The sequence below is a fragment of the Bradyrhizobium sp. B025 genome (assembly GCF_042257955.1).
Classification (GTDB): Bacteria; Pseudomonadota; Alphaproteobacteria; order Rhizobiales; family Xanthobacteraceae; genus Bradyrhizobium; species Bradyrhizobium diazoefficiens.
The window spans coordinates 4,094,234-4,109,644 of record NZ_CP170150.1; the positions used below are offsets into that span (position 1 = coordinate 4,094,234).

Annotated in this window: 10 protein-coding genes; 4 read left to right on the top strand and 6 right to left on the bottom strand. The window is 65.1% G+C overall.

What is annotated here, in order from left to right; genetic code table 11:
* Nucleotides 1-6: 6 nt before the first annotated feature.
* Nucleotides 7-168 carry a hypothetical protein gene (locus tag ACE10W_RS18855; RefSeq protein ID WP_165448155.1) on the bottom strand — a complete coding sequence of 54 codons (162 nt, stop codon included), beginning with the start codon at nucleotides 166-168 and terminating at the stop codon, nucleotides 7-9.
* A 126-nt stretch (nucleotides 169-294) separates the two neighbouring features.
* Here ACE10W_RS18855 and ACE10W_RS18860 point away from each other — a divergent pair, with 126 nt between their 5' ends.
* Nucleotides 295-1,209: a DUF6502 family protein gene (locus tag ACE10W_RS18860; protein WP_271557317.1), complete on the top strand. Its 915-nt coding sequence runs from the start codon at nucleotides 295-297 to the stop codon at nucleotides 1,207-1,209.
* Nucleotides 1,206-2,423: a DUF5666 domain-containing protein gene (locus ACE10W_RS18865; protein ID WP_271557319.1), complete on the top strand. Its 1,218-nt coding sequence runs from the start codon at nucleotides 1,206-1,208 to the stop codon at nucleotides 2,421-2,423. The genes ACE10W_RS18860 and ACE10W_RS18865 overlap by 4 nt, the downstream gene beginning before the upstream one ends.
* 42 nt (nucleotides 2,424-2,465) lie before the next feature.
* Here ACE10W_RS18865 and ACE10W_RS18870 read toward each other — a convergent pair whose 3' ends face one another.
* From ACE10W_RS18870 to ACE10W_RS18880, 3 genes are read right to left on the bottom strand one after another with little or no spacing between them, the layout of a single operon-like run.
* A complete protein-coding gene (locus tag ACE10W_RS18870) occupies nucleotides 2,466-5,576 on the bottom strand; it encodes an efflux RND transporter permease subunit (RefSeq protein WP_039185124.1) in 3,111 nt (1,036 codons plus the stop codon).
* A gap of 11 nt (nucleotides 5,577-5,587) precedes the next feature.
* Complete coding sequence (locus ACE10W_RS18875) at nucleotides 5,588-6,712, bottom strand: efflux RND transporter periplasmic adaptor subunit (protein ID WP_028171251.1); 1,125 nt, start codon at nucleotides 6,710-6,712, stop codon at nucleotides 5,588-5,590.
* 17 nt (nucleotides 6,713-6,729) lie between these two features.
* A complete protein-coding gene (locus ACE10W_RS18880) occupies nucleotides 6,730-8,292 on the bottom strand; it encodes an efflux transporter outer membrane subunit (RefSeq protein ID WP_011087094.1) in 1,563 nt (520 codons plus the stop codon).
* Between the two features lie 218 nt (nucleotides 8,293-8,510).
* Between ACE10W_RS18880 and ACE10W_RS18885 the strand changes: the two genes are divergently transcribed.
* Entirely contained in the window at nucleotides 8,511-9,149 is a 639-nt protein-coding gene (locus tag ACE10W_RS18885; protein ID WP_375762668.1) for a TetR/AcrR family transcriptional regulator, read from the top strand.
* A 37-nt stretch (nucleotides 9,150-9,186) separates the two neighbouring features.
* Here ACE10W_RS18885 and ACE10W_RS18890 read toward each other — a convergent pair whose 3' ends face one another.
* Both ACE10W_RS18890 and ACE10W_RS18895 read right to left on the bottom strand, forming a co-directional pair.
* Nucleotides 9,187-10,554: a M23 family metallopeptidase gene (locus tag ACE10W_RS18890; protein ID WP_271557323.1), complete on the bottom strand. Its 1,368-nt coding sequence runs from the start codon at nucleotides 10,552-10,554 to the stop codon at nucleotides 9,187-9,189.
* Between the two features lie 110 nt (nucleotides 10,555-10,664).
* Nucleotides 10,665-11,351, bottom strand: a complete 687-nt coding sequence (locus ACE10W_RS18895; protein ID WP_271557923.1) for a peroxiredoxin — start codon at nucleotides 11,349-11,351, stop codon at nucleotides 10,665-10,667.
* 195 nt (nucleotides 11,352-11,546) lie between these two features.
* Between ACE10W_RS18895 and ACE10W_RS18900 the strand changes: the two genes are divergently transcribed.
* Nucleotides 11,547-15,359, top strand: coding sequence for a DUF3971 domain-containing protein (locus ACE10W_RS18900; RefSeq protein WP_028171255.1), 3,813 nt, complete (start codon nucleotides 11,547-11,549; stop codon nucleotides 15,357-15,359).
* Nucleotides 15,360-15,411: the final 52 nt, after the last annotated feature.

Sequence of the window (15,411 nt, forward strand, 5' to 3'; positions counted from 1 at the left end):
CAGCGGTCAGCCTGCGAGTAGCGCGGCAACGAACGGTGCGGCCAGCACCGAGATGAAGATGACGCCGCGCAGAAGCGCCGGCAGCATCGGTTCGATGACGCCGCGCCCCCGATCGGGGGCCGGCATAGCACGCAGCGAAATGAAATTGCGGACCAAGCGGTCAGCCATGGGTGTGAGTCCCTTTACGTCGCGCCCTCAGTGGCGTCTCGTATATGTGGGAAAATTTACCACGTCAATTGGAGAGTGGAAAAAAGTGGGATTGTGTCCCACGTGATGCATCGGTACAATTCAGACATGAATGCCAAGTCCGGGTCCAAGGCGGCTGACAAGTCGAGCGCGCCACAGCCGAATGCTGCGGGGAAGCTGCACGCTCCGCTGGCGCGGCTGCTGCGCCCGCTCGTGCGGCTGTGCATCCGCAGCGGCATGACCTTTCCGGCGCTGGCGCAATTGCTTCGCGAGCTTTTCGTCAACGTCGCCGAGCACGATTTCGCGCTGGAAGGAAAAGAGCAGACCGACAGCCGCGTCAGCCTGCTCACCGGCATTCACCGCAAGGAGGTGGCGCGGCTGCGCGGCGCCGGCACGCCCGTGCACGAGGCGCCGGCGGCCGTGTCGCTGACGAGCGCCGTGATCGCGCGCTGGCTCGCCGCGCCGGAGTTCACCGACGCGAAAGGCGAGCCGCTCGCGCTGCCGCGTACGGCCGAGGGCGATGCGCCGTCGTTCGAGCAGCTCGTCGCCTCCGTCACCAAGGACGTGCGCCCGCGTGCGGTGCTCGACGAATGGGTCGACCGCAAGCTCGTCACCATCAACGAGGCTGACGAGATCGAGCTGGTCGAGGCCGCCTTCGTTCCGAGCGGCGAGGACGACAGCAAATGGCACTATCTCGGCCGCAACCTGCACGACCACATCGCGGCCGCCGCGCAGAACGTCTCAGGCGCCGCGCCGCGCTTCCTCGAACGCGCAGTGCACTACAACAACATCTCGCCGAAGCTGGCGCGGCGCCTCGAGGCGCGCTCGCGCGAACTCGCCATGGACGCGCTGAAGACCGCCAACCGCGAAGCCAACCGCGCGCTCGCCAAGGACAAGGGCGGCGACGCCCGCTGGAATTTCGGCATCTACATCTATTGCGAGGACGCCGACGAAGAGGGCGAGGCCAAGGAAAACGCTAAGGAAAGCGCCAAGGATAGCGGCAAAGAAGGCGGTTCTTCATGAGCCGGGCGCCGCTCATCTCCCGCCGTCTGCTGCTGACGGGATTCTGGCTCGCCGGCACGGCCATTGCCCACGCGCAGGTCAGGCGCGGCACCGATCAGGGCATCGGCGGCACCGGGATCACGCGAGGCGATGATCACGGCATCGGCGGCACCGGCATCGTCGGCGTGATCCAGCGCTTCGGCAGTATCTACGTCAATGGCGAGCGCATCACCTATGCGAGCGACGTTCCGGTCCGAATCGACGGCGAGGCGGCCAGCGCCAATTCGCTGCGCATCGGCCAGCTTGCGCGCGTGGTCGCGACCCGTCGGGCCGACGGCACGCTGGTCACGCGCAGCATCGCGATCGCGAGCGAGGTCTCGGGTCCGATCGAACAGGTGAAGGGCAACGAGCTGACGGTGCTCGGTCAGAAGATCGTCACCAGCGGCAAGGAGAGCAAGCTCCATGCGGGCGCGCAGGTCGCGGTCTACGGCTTGCGCCGTACCGACGGCGTCATCGTCGCAAGCCTGGTCGAGCCGCGACGCGATGCGGCTGCGCGCGTCACGGGCCTGGTCGAGCGCGGCCCTCATGGTCTGCATATCGGCGGGCTGAGGCTGAACGGTGTCGATCCCTTGCTCGTCGGCCACCGCGTCCAGATCGAAGGCAGCGCAAACCAGGGCGCGATGCAGGCCGCGCGCACCCGTATCGATGATTTTTCGGATCTCGTCGGCGCAAGCCGCCTGTCGATCGAGGCCTATGTGCAGCGGATGGGCGCAAACCTCCAGCTCGGCTCCGGGCTCGTCGCCCGTGACGGCTCGCGTTTCGGGCCCGCGGCCGGCGAAGCCCGCATGGTGGTCAACGGCGCGTTCGATCGCGCGCGCGGCCTTCAGGTCGACTCCGCACAGGCTGTCGGCCAATTCCCGAGATCGCCGCCGCAGGGGCCGGGTGGTGCCGGCAATCCCAACCGGTCGCCCGGCGGCTCTATCATGCATCCGGATCGCGGCGCCGTGACTCCGGGCGGCGGCCAGCCCGGCGCCCCCGGTGCGCCTGCGCCGGGATCGAGCCCCGGTCCGGCGCCCGGCTCTGCACCGACAGGACCGAGCGGTCCGTCAGGCCCCGGCGGTCTTGGCTCGCCCACTGGTCCCATGGGCCCCGGCGGGTCCATGGGACCTGGCGGTGGAACGGGTGGTGGCGGTTTTGGTGGTCCCGGAGGCGGGATGGGCGGTGGCCGGCGCTAAAGGAACCCAGGTGGAGCGCATGGTGCGGCGAGCCGTGCTTCATCATAGGGCGGCGCGCGGCTCGCCGTTCGTTCCGAGTCCGGCCGCATCGAGTTTCACCGCGTCGTCGCCCGTCGCCGCGGAATGGTCGGCCGCAAGCAGAATGTAGAACGCCGGCACCACGAACAGGGTGAACAACGTTCCAATCGAAAGTCCCGAGGCGATGACCAGCCCCATGTTGAAGCGTGAGGCTGCGCCCGCACCGGTAGCGGTGATCAATGGCATCACGCCGATCACCATGGCCGCTGTCGTCATCAGGATCGGGCGCAGCCGGATCGCGGTTGCTTCGATGACCGCATCGCGCTTGGAGCGGCCGGCATGCTGCAGCTCGTTGGCGAACTCGACGATGAGAATGCCGTGCTTGCTGATCAGCCCCATCAGCGTCACGAGGCCGACCTCGGTGTAGATATTGAGGCTCGCGCCCTTGATTCCCAGCATGATGAAGATCAGCGCGCCCGCGATCGACATCGGTACCGAGACCAGGATGATCAGGGGATCACGGAAACTCTCGAACTGCGCCGACAGCGCCAGGAAGATGATGATCAGGGCAAACCCGAAGGTGGCGGCGAATCCGGATGATTCCTGGATGAACTGCCGTGACTGACCGCCATAGTCGATGGTGTAGCCCTTGGGCAGGGTCCGGTCCGCGATCTCCTTCAGCGTCGCGAGCGCTTCGCCGGTGATCACACCGGGCATGGCCACGCCGGAAATGGTGGCGGCATTGACCTGCTGGAAATGGTTCAACGATTGCGGAACGGTGGTCGTCTTGAGCGACGCCACCGTCGACAGCGGAACAGACGTGCCGTCCGAGGTCTTGATGTAGTAGTTCAGCACCTGATCGGCGTTCAGTCGCTGGCGCTGCTCGACCTGGGGAATGACCTTGTAGGAGCGGCCGTCCAGGCCGAAATAGTTGACATACCCGCCGCCCAGCATGTTGCCGAGCGCACCGCCGACGTCACTGAGCTTCAACCCGAGCTGAGCGGTCTTTTCGCGATCGATCAGCACCGTGGTTTGCGGCTGGTCCACCTTCAGGTCGTTGTCGAGGAAGATGAACTTGCCGCTCTTCAGGGCCTCGGCGGTGAACGCTTTCGCGACGCCGTCGAGCCGGTCGAACGGGTCCGTGGTCTGGATCACGAACTGGATCGGAAGGCCGCTCGCCCCGGGCAGCGGCGGCAGCTGGAACGCCACGATCTTGGCGCCGGCAACCCCCGCCATCTCCTGCTGAAGCACCGGCTGCAGTTCCGCCGCAGTCTTGTCGCGTTTGTCCCAGGGTTTCAGGACCCATCCCGCGATCGAGCTGCCGGTGAGATCGAGCTGAAACACGCCCGCCGTTTCGGCATAGGCGGAAATGCGCCGGTAGACCTCGGCGGAATACAGCAGCTTCTGCTGAAGTGTTGCGTTCGGTGCCAGCGTTGACTGCATCAGGATCGCGCCCTGGTCCTCCTCCGGCGCTAACTCGTTCTTTGAGTTCGAATAAAGCCAGTAGATGCTGCTCAAGACCAGGGCAGCGAATACGACCGTGACCGGAATTGTTGTCAGGCTGCCGGCAAGTAGGCGCCGATATCGATGCTGCAACGTCTCCATGCGTGCATCGATGAAGCCGACGATGCGGTCGTTGAGCGTCGGCTTGCCGGTGTTCGCCGGCTTCAGGATGAAGGCGCAGCACATCGGCGTCAGCGTCAACGCAATGACGGCCGACACGGCAACGGCACCGGCAAGGGTGAAGGCGAACTCGGTGAACAGCGCACCGGTCAAGCCGCCCTGGAAGCCGATCGGCACGTAGACCGCGATCAGCACGATGGTCATGGCCACGATCGGACCCGCAAGCTCGCGCGCGGCCATGATCGCCGCCTGCAACGGCTTCGTACCCTCGGCCAGATGCCGGTTGACGTTCTCGACGACGATGATGGCGTCGTCGACCACGAGGCCGATCGCGAGCACCAGCGCCAGCAGCGTCAGGAGGTTGATCGAGAAGCCTAGCGCCAGCAGCATCGTGAAGGTGCCGACCAGCGACAGCGGTATGGCGATCACCGGAATCAGCACCGAACGCCACGATCCGAGAAACAGGAAGACGACCACGGTGACGATCAGAAGCGCTTCGAGCAGGGTATGGATCACCTCGTCGATCGAGCTGTTCACGAAATCGGTGGAGTCGTAGATGATCTCGGAGTTCAGCCCCTCCGGCTGCTGCGCCTTGATGTCGGGATAGACGGCACGGACGCCTTTGATGACGTCGAGAAGGTTGGCGTTTGGCGCCACCTGGATGCCGATATAGACCGCGCGCTTGCCGTTGAAGCCGACCGACGAGTCGTAATCCTCGGAGCCCAGCGTAACGTTCGCCACGTCGGACAGCTTGACGTTGGAAGCGCCGGCCTGCTTGACGACGAGGTCGCGAAACTCCTGCAACGACTTCAGGTTGGTCGCGGCCGTCAAATTGACCTGCACCATCTGGCCCTTGGTGGTGCCGAGCCCGGCGATGTAGTCGTTGCTGGACAGCGCGGTCGATACGTCGGATGCGGTCAGCCCGTAGGCGGCAAGCTTGATCGGATCGAGCCAGGCGCGCAGCGCGAAGGTCTTGTTGCCGAGCAGCTCCGCGGTCTGCACGCCGGATACGGCCTGCAGCTTGGGCTGCACCACGCGGATCAGGTAGTCGGTGATCTGGTTCGGCGCCAGCACGTCGCTGCTGAAGCCGAGATACATGGCGTCGATGGTCTGGCCGACCTTGACCGTCAGCACCGGCTGCTGGACGCCGCTCGGCAGCTGATTGAGCACCGAGTTCACCTTGGTGTTGATCTCGGTCAGCGCCTTGCCGGAGTCGAAGTTCAGCCGCAGGTTGACGGTGATGGTGGAGGTGCTGGGCTGGCTGGTCGACGTCATGTAGTCGATGCCATTGGCCTGGGCGATGGCGTTTTCCAGCGGCGTGGTGATGAACCCGGCAACGACCGCCGGATCGGCGCCGTAGTACGTCGTCGTCACGGTGACGATCGCGTTCTGGGTTCGCGGATATTGCAGGATCGGCAGCGAGGTCATCGACTTCAGACCCAGCACCAGGATCATCAGGCTGACGACGATCGCAAGCACCGGCCGGCGAATGAAGATGTCGGTAAAGGACACGTTCTCGTTCCTCACTGATCGGCAGGTGCCGGATTGGGATCGTTCGCCAGGGGAATGGAGTTGTCGACTTTCAGCAGGGTGCCGTTGCGCAGCTTGACCTGGCCCGCGGTGACGACGGTTGCGCCCTGATCGAGACCCGAGATCACCGCCACCTGATCGCCACGGGTGGCGCCGGTCTTGATGAAGGTCTGGCGGGCTATCAAACCCTGCTTGTCCGGTGCGTCGCTCTTGACGGCGAGGAATACCGACTCTCCATAGGTGTTGTAGACGATGGCGGTCTGCGGCAGCGTGAGATAGCTCGTGGGGTGTCCGACACGGACATCGATCCGCGCGAACATGCCGGGCAGGAGCTTGCGATCCGTATTGTCGAAAATCGCGCGGACCTGAACGTTGCGGCTGGCCTGATCGACCTTGGAATTGAACGCCTGCACCACGCCCTTGAAGCTGCGGTCCGGAAAGGCGTCGATGCGAGCGGTGACCTCCTGTCCGACTTTGACCTGGTCGAGTGCCTGTTGCGGCAGCGTGAAGTCGACAAAGAGCCGGTCGAGCGCCTGTAGCGTGACGATGGTGGTGCCCGCGGTCAGATACTGGCCAACATCGACCTGACGCACGCCGAGACGCCCGGCAAAAGGTGCCTTCAGCGTCTTTTGGTCCATGAGCGCCTGCTGCTGGGCGACCAGCGCCAGCGCGTTGCGCTCGTTCACGACATCGCTGTCGACCGTCGCCTGGCTGACCGCATTGATCTTCAGCTGACCCTGGTCGCGCCGCAACGTGATGGCGTAGCCGTCGGCGGTGGCCTGCAACGACTGCAGCTTGGCGACGTCGTCCTGCTTGCGCAGGTCGAGCAACACGTCACCGGCGCCGACATCCTTGCCGGATTCGAAATGAATGCCGTCCACGATGCCTGACTGTTGCAGCGACAGATCGGCGCCGTTCACCGCGCGAAACGTGCCGATGGCGGTCAATGCGGATTGCCAGTCGCTGAGCTGCGCGGCGGTCGTCGACACCGTCTGCGGGGGATCGGCGAGCGCGGCCATGGCCTGTTTGATCATGCCGGCGCGGAAGCTGACGAACCAGGCGAGGGCGGCGAACACCGCACCGACGACACACAACATGATAATCATGCGCTTCAACATGGCTTCGGGCTTTCGCATCAGTTGGCGGGCGGGGTCGGCTGAGCCGGCAGGGCCCCCGCGGGGGTGAATATCGCGGCAACGCCCGCGGGCTTTACTTCGGAGGCGGGGGACTCATCGACGCGATTCCACCAGCCGCCGCCGAGTGCCTGGTACAGCGAGACGGTGTCGGCATAGCGCGAGGCCTGCGCCTTCACGCGGTTGATGCGCGCGGTCAGCAGCGTCTGTTCGGCGTTGATGACGGAGATGAACGTGGTGGAGCCGGCCTTGAACTGGGCCTGCGACATCTTCAGGCTCTCCGCGGCGGTCTTCTCCGCCTCGATCTGGGCCTTCAGCAGATCAGCATCCGACTGGATGGCGCGGAGCGCGTCGGCGACATTCTGGAACGCGGTGATCACGGTCGAGCGATATTGCGCGCCTTTCTGCTCCAGTGCAGCGACCTTGGACTCCTTGGTGTGGAACAGCGAGCCGGCATCGAAGATCGGGCCGGTGACACTTGCCGCCACGCTCCAGGCCGCCGATTGCGGGCCGTAGAGTCCCGACAGCGCCAGCGCAGAGCTGCCGCCCGAAGCTGACAGCGTCACGTTCGGCAGCATGTTGGCCGTGGCAACACCGACATTCGCGCTGGCCTGATGCATCTGGCTTTCGGCAGCTCGGATGTCCGGACGCTGCCGCACCAGCAGCGACGGTACGCTGACCGGCAGATCGCGCGGCAGGCGCAGGTTTGCCAGCGGCACGGCCTCGCCTCTGTCCTGGCTCGGCAGTCTGCCGAGATACGCCATCAGCTGGTTGCGATTTTGCGCGCGCGACTTTTGCAGCGGCGGCAGCGTCGCAAGCGTCTGCGCCAGCTGGGCCTTCTGAGTCAGGACATCGCTGTTGGCGACGGCGCCGAGGGCAAACTGCTGTTCGAGCAACGCGACCAGCTGACGCTGACCGTCGATCTGTTCCTGGGTCACGCGAATCTGCGCCGCGTAGGACGCATCGCTGATCGCGGTCGTCACGACGTTTGCCGTCAATGAGAGATAGGTCGCCTCGAGCTGGAAGCGCTCATAGTCCGCATTGGCGAGATCCGCCTCGATCCCGCGCGCTTTGCCACCGAAGATGTCCGGCGTGAACGAAACCGGGACCGAGGTCTTGTAGAGGGTGTACAGCGATGACGGTCCGGTCTGCCCGGACTGTGCCAGCGGCACTTGGCTGCGCGTCGCACTGCCTTCCCCGGTGATCGACGGCATCAGGGCGCTGGTGTCTGCCGCCGCAACTTCGCGAGCCTGGCGCAGCGCCGCTTGCGCCGCGGCAAGGTCCGGATGGTTGTCGATTGCTTCCCGGACGAAGGCTTCGATCTGCCGTGAGCGAAACACCTGCCACCAGACCGCCGGCACGTCCGCGCCGTTCACGATCCGCTGTGCCGTTCCGCCAGGCCCGTCTGCGCCCTTGGTCGCGGAGAATCCGCCCGCAGTGTAGCCGCTGACCGGCGGGGCGTCCGGCGCCTCGAAATTCGGGCCGACGGCACAGCCGGCGAGCGCGATCGCGGCTTGGGCTAACGGTATTATGGCGCCTCTACGGAGGAATGTTCTGAACGGCATCCAAGGCTCATATCGAAACTGAACCGTTCAGTACTTGACCGAGCAAGCAGGTGTTGTCAATGGTACTGAACTGTTTAGTTTTGTTGTGTACCGTAAAGAAGTTTTGCTACCTGTGTCGTGCTCAGGGCGTCTCTTTAGTTCTTTCAAGCTGTTGAGACGCAGCCATTGTGCGCGTTGACGCCTACGACACCGATTCGCGAGCCGACGGAGAGTCACCCTTGATCGAAACGATCGCCCATCCTGTTCACGAGAAGGAGAGCGCACCAGCGGGCCGCAAGATGGACATCGTCACCCGAGCGGCGTGGCAGCTTTTTCTCGAGCAGGGCTTTTCCGCAACCAGTATGGACGCCATCGCGAAAGCCGCCGGCGTGTCGAAGGCCACGCTCTACGCGTATTTCCCGAGCAAGGAGGCTTTGTTCGCCTCGCTGATCGTGGCGGAGTGCGAGAGCCTGCAACGCGATTTGCCGGTGCCCAAACTGTCCGCCGGACTGTCTGAGGCGCTGCGGGATTTCGCCAGGCAATACCTCCACACCTTCATCCATCGAAAGGACGTTGCCTTCGTCCGCATCATCGCCAACGAGAGCGGTCGGTTTCCCGTGCTCGCCCGGCTCTTCTATGAAAGCGGACCCGAGGCGACGATTCGGCGGCTCGCTCAATTCCTCGAAGAAGCCAGGGCTGCGAAGGTCTTGGAGTTTGACGATCCGATGGAAGCCGCCAATCAATTCCTGAGCCTGGTCCGCGGCGAACTACCGCTGCTGATTGTACTGGGCCTCAGCGATCTCACGGAGGAGGCGATCGAGCAGGAGATCGAAGCAGGACTCAAATTCTTCCTGAAGGCGTGTCAGCCTCGCGCCTGAAGCGCTCACGAATGTTCAATGAGGGCAGGGGCGCGTTCTAGCCCGCACTGAGACGCACGCCCGCGCGCAGGAACTTCTGCGGGTCGACCGCTTCGCCGTCGATGCGGGTTTCGTAGTGCAGATGTGGACCGGTGGAACGGCCGGTCGAGCCGACGAGACCGACGACCTGGCCGATCTTCACGATCTCGCCGACCTTGACGTTGATCTCGGAGAGATGGCCGTAGCGGGTCGCAAGTCCGTTGCCGTGGTCGACCTCGATCATGCGGCCATAGCCCCCGGACCAGCCGGCCGAGACCACCTTGCCGTTGGCGGTGACGCGGACCGGATCGCCCGTGGCGGCACGGAAGTCGAGGCCGGTATGCATCGCAGGCCGACCCAGGAATGGATCGCTGCGCACGCCGAATCCGGAGGTGAACTCGACCTCGCCGATGACGGGCTTGCGATAGGGCACCAGTGCCAGCGTGCGATTGAGGCGATCCATCTCGGCGCGGGTGACGTTGATGCGATTGAGCTGCTTCTCGAACGGCCCGGCATTGGCCGTCAGCTTGACGGGCACGAACGGCCCACCCATCGCGGTCCGCGGCACGGCGGCTTCGAGACTGGCGAGGTTCAGGCCGAGATCGCTGACCACGCCGCGCATCCGGCGCATGCGCGAATCCATGCCGTCCTCGACGGCGCTGAGCGCCGCCATCTGACGACGCTCGACCTGATCGAGCGAGGTGGTGAGGCGGACCAGGACATTGTCGAAACCCTGGTTCTTGGCGAACTGATTGGCCTGTGGGGCCATGACCGCCGGCGCGCGCGACTCGAGCCGCGCTTCGCGATCCGGCGGCGCCACGAAGATCACGGTGTCGCTGATCGGCGACGGCTTTGGCGTGCCCTGCGTTGTGCTCTGGCCGGCGTCGCCACGCTGCGGGGTCGAACGGGGAATCGAGCCTGTCACGTCAGGCATGGCCCCGAGCGCCGTGGCCCGGGACTCCAGCGCCGTCTGGCGCTTCATGATCTGGTCGAGCTTCTGGTCGAACTGTTCCTGGTCGAGCAGCTGCCGGCTGGTGGTGCGATCGACCTTGGCGCGCAGCTCGGCGATGCGGTCCTCATAGGCGTACTGCATCTCAGCCTGGCGGGCGATCAGCCGGGTCAGGACATCGTCGCGAAAGGCAAAGTAGGTGGCAGTCGCGGCCGACCAGAGTCCGAGCAGCACGACCGTGCCGACCACGATCCAGAACACCACGGGCCCGAAGCGCACCTGCTTGCCGGCATGGACGATGGTGTAAGCGTCGTCGGTCGCGGGCAGGGGAATCGCAATTGCCGCTGCTGCGGCGGCCGGACGGCGATGGAGGGCCCGTCCGTGGTCGTGAGGATGATGTTGGGGGTACTGCGAGTATTGGGCAGAACTTTTCGACATCGGCACTCCCGCGCCGGTCGGATGAGTCCGTACGGCCTAATTGCCGCAGCAATCTGGGCCGGTCATGGTTAATTTTCCGGAAACGGGAGCAGTCGTATTTAAAGGTCTGGTTAAGGACTTGTTGCCGCTTCCAGCACCTGGTCGGCATGGCCGTCGACCCGGACGTTACGCCAGATCCTGGCCACCTTGCCGTCGCTTCCGATCAGCACCGTGGTGCGAAGAATCCCGAGGAAGCTCTTGCCATACATGGATTTTTCGCCCCAGGCGCCATACGCCTCCAGCATCTCGTGCTTCTCGTCCGAGATCAGTGGAATGCCGAGGCTGTGCTTGTCGCGGAATTTCTCCTGGGCCTTTAACGAATCCGCGGAAATACCGATCACGGCCGTCCCGGCCGCGGCGAAGGCGTCGGCCAGGCGCGTGAAGTCGATGGCCTCCCTGGTGCAGCCGGGCGTATCGGCGCGGGGGTAGAAGAACAGGACGAGCTTCCGGCCGGCATAATCCGACAGCGTGACCGCGCCGCCGCCGTCGCGGGGCAGGCGGAAGGCTGGGGCCTTCTGCCCCTCGGCCAGGACCTGCCTGGCCGCAGACGCAGGGGCCGATCTGGAGGAATTTAACTGTTTCGATGCGGCGCCATGCGATGCTGCTTTTGCTATGCTCCCGGTTGATTTGCTCGCCGGTGTCCGCTGTGTTTTCGCGGACTTTGTTTGAGTCGCTGCCCGGGTTTTCGAGGCCTTCTTTTTTGCCGCTGTCGTGCCGGAGGGCGTTTTGGACGATTTCTTTTGGGATTTCTTGGACATACGCCTTCCTTTCGACGCTTTCGGCGGGTCAACCAAAGCGGTATTGCAGCTCTCGTCCGGTGTACCGGACTCGCGCCCTCGGCTGGGCAAGTCTGACGACGCCGGAGTATGGTTACAAGGAATTCCACGCACCACCCCACTGCTCGTTGAACGCGCTCCCGGGGCGAAATGACGAACAGCAGGAATATTCGAGGTATGGCGGCAACGCCGGCGCAGGGGCGTTCGCTCCCGGTCGACGGCTGCGGTCCCGGCGGCGCTCAATCCCACGATGGGCGCCTGTATCGAGAGGCAATGGCAAGGAATAAGTCGCCCCAGGATTACAATCGGGATTTCGATCGGCGCGGCGGTCATTCGGAGCCGCAGGAATGGGACGATGCCGACTGGGACCCGGATCAGGAAGCGGCGGCGGGCTATCGTGCGCGCCGGCTGTTGTCGCGTTCCAATTCGGGCTTCCATCGCTTCGGTGACGGGTTTGGGGCGGTGCGCCGCTGGCTGGCGGCCGATCGCTGGCTGAAGCGGCTGGCTATCGTCGTCGGCGCCCTGGCCGTCATCTTCGTCGGGTGTTTCGGCGCGCTGTGGTGGCGGCTCGGGACCGGTCCGATCAATCTCGACATCGCAACGCCCTGGCTTGCAGCGGCGATCGAGGACAACATCGGCCACGGCAACACCGTGGAGGTCGGCGGCACGCAGATCGAGCGGGCCGGGCGGATTCGTATCGCCGTGCGCATCCGCGACATCGTCGTTCGCGACCACGACCATGCCATCGTCGCCACCGCGCCGAAGGCCGAGGTCAAGCTGTCGGGTGCGGGTCTGCTGATGGGGCACCTGCGCGCCGAAAGCCTCAATCTCGTCGACGCCGAGCTTGCGATCCGCATCGCGCCCGACGGGACCGTCACGGTGTCGGCCGGTGATACCGCAAAACCGCTGGCAACCGGCGTGGCCTCCAAGAAGGATGCCGGCCTGCCGCCGACATTCCCGCGCAACGGTGTCCCGCCGCCGCCGTTCGCGACCGCGCCTGCAAGCCCCGACGCATCCCAGGCGGCACCTCAGGCGACTGCGCAGAGCGGCATTCTCCAGGGCCTCGACTGGCTCGACAGCCTGAGCATGACCGGCCTCGACGGCCAGAACCTCAACGAGATCGGTCTGAAGAACGGCAATCTGATCGTCGACGATCAGCAGCGCGGCAGCAAATGGACGTTCGAGAACATCACGCTCAGCCTGCGCCGGCCGAGCCGCGGCGGCGTCGCGCTCAGCCTCGGCGAGGAGGGCGCGCGTCCATGGTCGCTGCGTGCCACGATCGGTCCCGCCGAGAACGGCGTGCGCTCGGTCGACATCCGCGCCGACAAGGTTTCCACCGCCAACATCCTGCTGGCGCTACGGGTCAAGGATCTCACCTATACCGCCGACCTGCCGCTGACCGGCGAGCTCAAGGGCGAGCTCGGCCGCGACGGCGTGCCGACCTTCTTCCGCGGCAAGATCACGGTCGGCGCGGGCAACATCATCGACACCGACACGCCCGATTATCCGATGGCGATCGACTCGGCCGAGATCAATGTCGAGTGGGACTCCAATCGGCGCGTGCTGGTCGCACCGTTCAAGATTCTCTCGGGTGCGAACCGCCTGACGCTGCTGGCGCATCTGGAGCCGCCCAACGGCAGCATCAACGACTGGCAGCTCGGCTTCAGCGGCGGCTCGATCCTCCTGGGCGGCATCGACAACGAGCCGCCGCTCGTCTTCAACCGCATTGCGATCGGTCTTCGCTTCGATACCGACCACAAGCGCCTCCTGCTGACGCAGGCCGATATCAGCAATGGCGAGATCGGCGTCGCCGGCACCGGCGCCATCGACTATTCCGGCGAGCCGCGGCTCACGCTGGGCTTTGCGGGAACGCCGATGTCGGCTTCCGCGCTCAAGCGGATGTGGCCGACGCTCGTCGTTCCGGAATTGCGCGAATGGGTGATCGAGCGGATCGAGCGCGGCACGCTCCAGCGCATCGAGATCGGCGTCAATTCGCCGACCAGGAACCTTCCACGGAAGGGCCCGCCCATTCCCGACGACGGCCTCTCGGTCAACATCGTGGCGAGCGGCGTCGCGGTCCGCCCGGTGGACGGCATGCCTGTCGTGCACGATGCCGATTTGAAGGCGCGCGTGACCGGGCGCACCGCCACCGTGAGCATCGGGCAGGGCATTGCCGACACGCCCGCCGGCCGCAAGGTCACGATCTCCGACTTCGTCTTCGAGGTGCCGGACATGGCACCCAAACCCTCGCCCTCGCGCACCAGGTTTCGCGTCGACGGACCCGTGCCTGCGGCGGCCGAAATGCTCGCCAATGACCGGCTGAGCGATCTGTCGGCGACCGTCGTCGATCCCAACACCAGCAAGGGAACGTTCTCGGCGAACATCCAGCTCGGCTTGCCGGTCAAGGGCGAGCTGACCAAGGCCGACACCACCTACGCCGTCACCGCCGATCTCAACGGCTTTGCCGCCGACAAGCTGGTGATGAACCAGAAGCTGGAGGCCAACAATCTGAAGATCGTCGCGAGCAACCAGGGCTACCAGGTCAAGGGCGACGTCAAGATCAACGGGCAGGCGGCCTCGCTCGACTATCGCAAGCAGGCCGAGGGCGATGCCGACGTCCGCCTGCAGGCGACGCTGGACGATGCGAGCCGCGCGCGTCTCGGCTTCGATCTCAGCCCGGCCGTCAGTGGCTCGTTGCCGATCAAGCTCTCGGGCAAGATCGCGGGCGGCGCGGACCAGACCACCAAGCTCGGCGTCGAGGCCGACTTGACCTCGGTCAAGCTCGACAACATCCTGCCTGGCTGGGTCAAGCTGCCGGGCAAGTCGGGCAAGGCCAGCTTCAAGGTGGTGCCGACCGCGCAATCGACGCGCTTCGAGGACATCGTCATCGAAGGCGGCGGCGCCTCGATCAAGGGCTCGCTCGAGGTCGACCCGAACGGCGACCTCATGAACGCGAACTTCCCGATCTACGCGCCATCCGACGGCGACAAGGCGTCGTTGAAGGTCGAGCGCAGCCAGGACGGCGTGGTGCGCGGCACGATGCGCGGCGACGTGTTCGACGGCCGCGGTTTCCTGAAGTCGGCGATCTCAGGCAATTCCAAGGACGATGCCAAGAGCAAGATGAAGAACGTCGATTTCGACATCGACGTGAAGCTCGGCGCCGTCGCCGGATTCAACGGCGAGGCGATGCGCAGCGTCGATGCCAAGATGTCGCGGCGCAGCGGCGCCGTCAAAGCCTTCACGCTGAGCGGCAAGATCGGCCGCGATACGCCGGTGGCGGCCGATCTGCGCGGCGGCCGCGCCCAGGGTGCCCGCGAGGTGATCTATCTCCAGACCAACGATGCCGGCGCGCTGCTGCGCTTCACCGACACCACCAACAAGGTCTTCGGCGGCCAGATGGTGGTGGCGATGGAGCCGCCGACGTCAGAGCCTACGACCAGGGAAGGCCTGATCAATGTGCGCGACTTCACGGTCAAGGGAATGGATCAGCTCGATCGCGTGGCGGCGGGCGGTCCCAATGGCGCGCAGAGCGGCGTGTCCTTCACGGCGCTGCGAGCGGAGTTCACCCGGCAGAACGGCGCGCTCACGATCCGCGACGGCGTCGTCAAGGGACCGATGATCGGCGGCACCATCGAAGGCTCGATCGACTATCCCGGCAACCAGGTCTGCATGAGCGGCACCTTCGTGCCGATGTACGGCGTCAACAACATCTTCGGCCAGATCCCGTTGTTCGGCATCTTCCTCGGCGGCGGCAACAACGAGGGATTGATTGGCGTGACCTATGAGGTCGTCGGCACGCCGGCCGCGCCCGTGATGCGCGTCAATCCAATCTCGGCGATGGCGCCCGGCCTGTTCCGCAAGATATTCGAATTCAACACCGGCAAGCAGAACACGCCGTTCGACGAGCAGTTGCCGTCGGCACAATCCGGCGACAGCCCGACGGGGTCAGCAAGACCGCTGTCGAGCGGTTGCAGCCTCGCGCGGCGCTAGCGACAAGCTTGAATAGCTCGTTATGCCCGGGACAAGCCCGGCCATGACGAAT

Bases quoted from the DNA above. Each gene is read 5' to 3' on its own strand.
- ACE10W_RS18860 (WP_271557317.1), top strand. From the start codon at position 295: ATGAATGCCAAGTCCGGGTCCAAGGCGGCTGACAAGTCGAGCGCGCCA.
- ACE10W_RS18895 (WP_271557923.1), bottom strand. From the start codon at position 11,351: ATGTCCAAGAAATCCCAAAAGAAATCGTCCAAAACGCCCTCCGGCACG.
- ACE10W_RS18865 (WP_271557319.1), top strand. From the start codon at position 1,206: ATGAGCCGGGCGCCGCTCATCTCCCGCCGTCTGCTGCTGACGGGATTC.
- ACE10W_RS18875 (WP_028171251.1), bottom strand. From the start codon at position 6,712: ATGTTGAAGCGCATGATTATCATGTTGTGTGTCGTCGGTGCGGTGTTC.
- ACE10W_RS18880 (WP_011087094.1), bottom strand. From the start codon at position 8,292: ATGCCGTTCAGAACATTCCTCCGTAGAGGCGCCATAATACCGTTAGCC.
- ACE10W_RS18900 (WP_028171255.1), top strand. From the start codon at position 11,547: ATGGCGGCAACGCCGGCGCAGGGGCGTTCGCTCCCGGTCGACGGCTGC.
- ACE10W_RS18855 (WP_165448155.1), bottom strand. From the start codon at position 168: ATGGCTGACCGCTTGGTCCGCAATTTCATTTCGCTGCGTGCTATGCCG.
- ACE10W_RS18890 (WP_271557323.1), bottom strand. From the start codon at position 10,554: ATGTCGAAAAGTTCTGCCCAATACTCGCAGTACCCCCAACATCATCCT.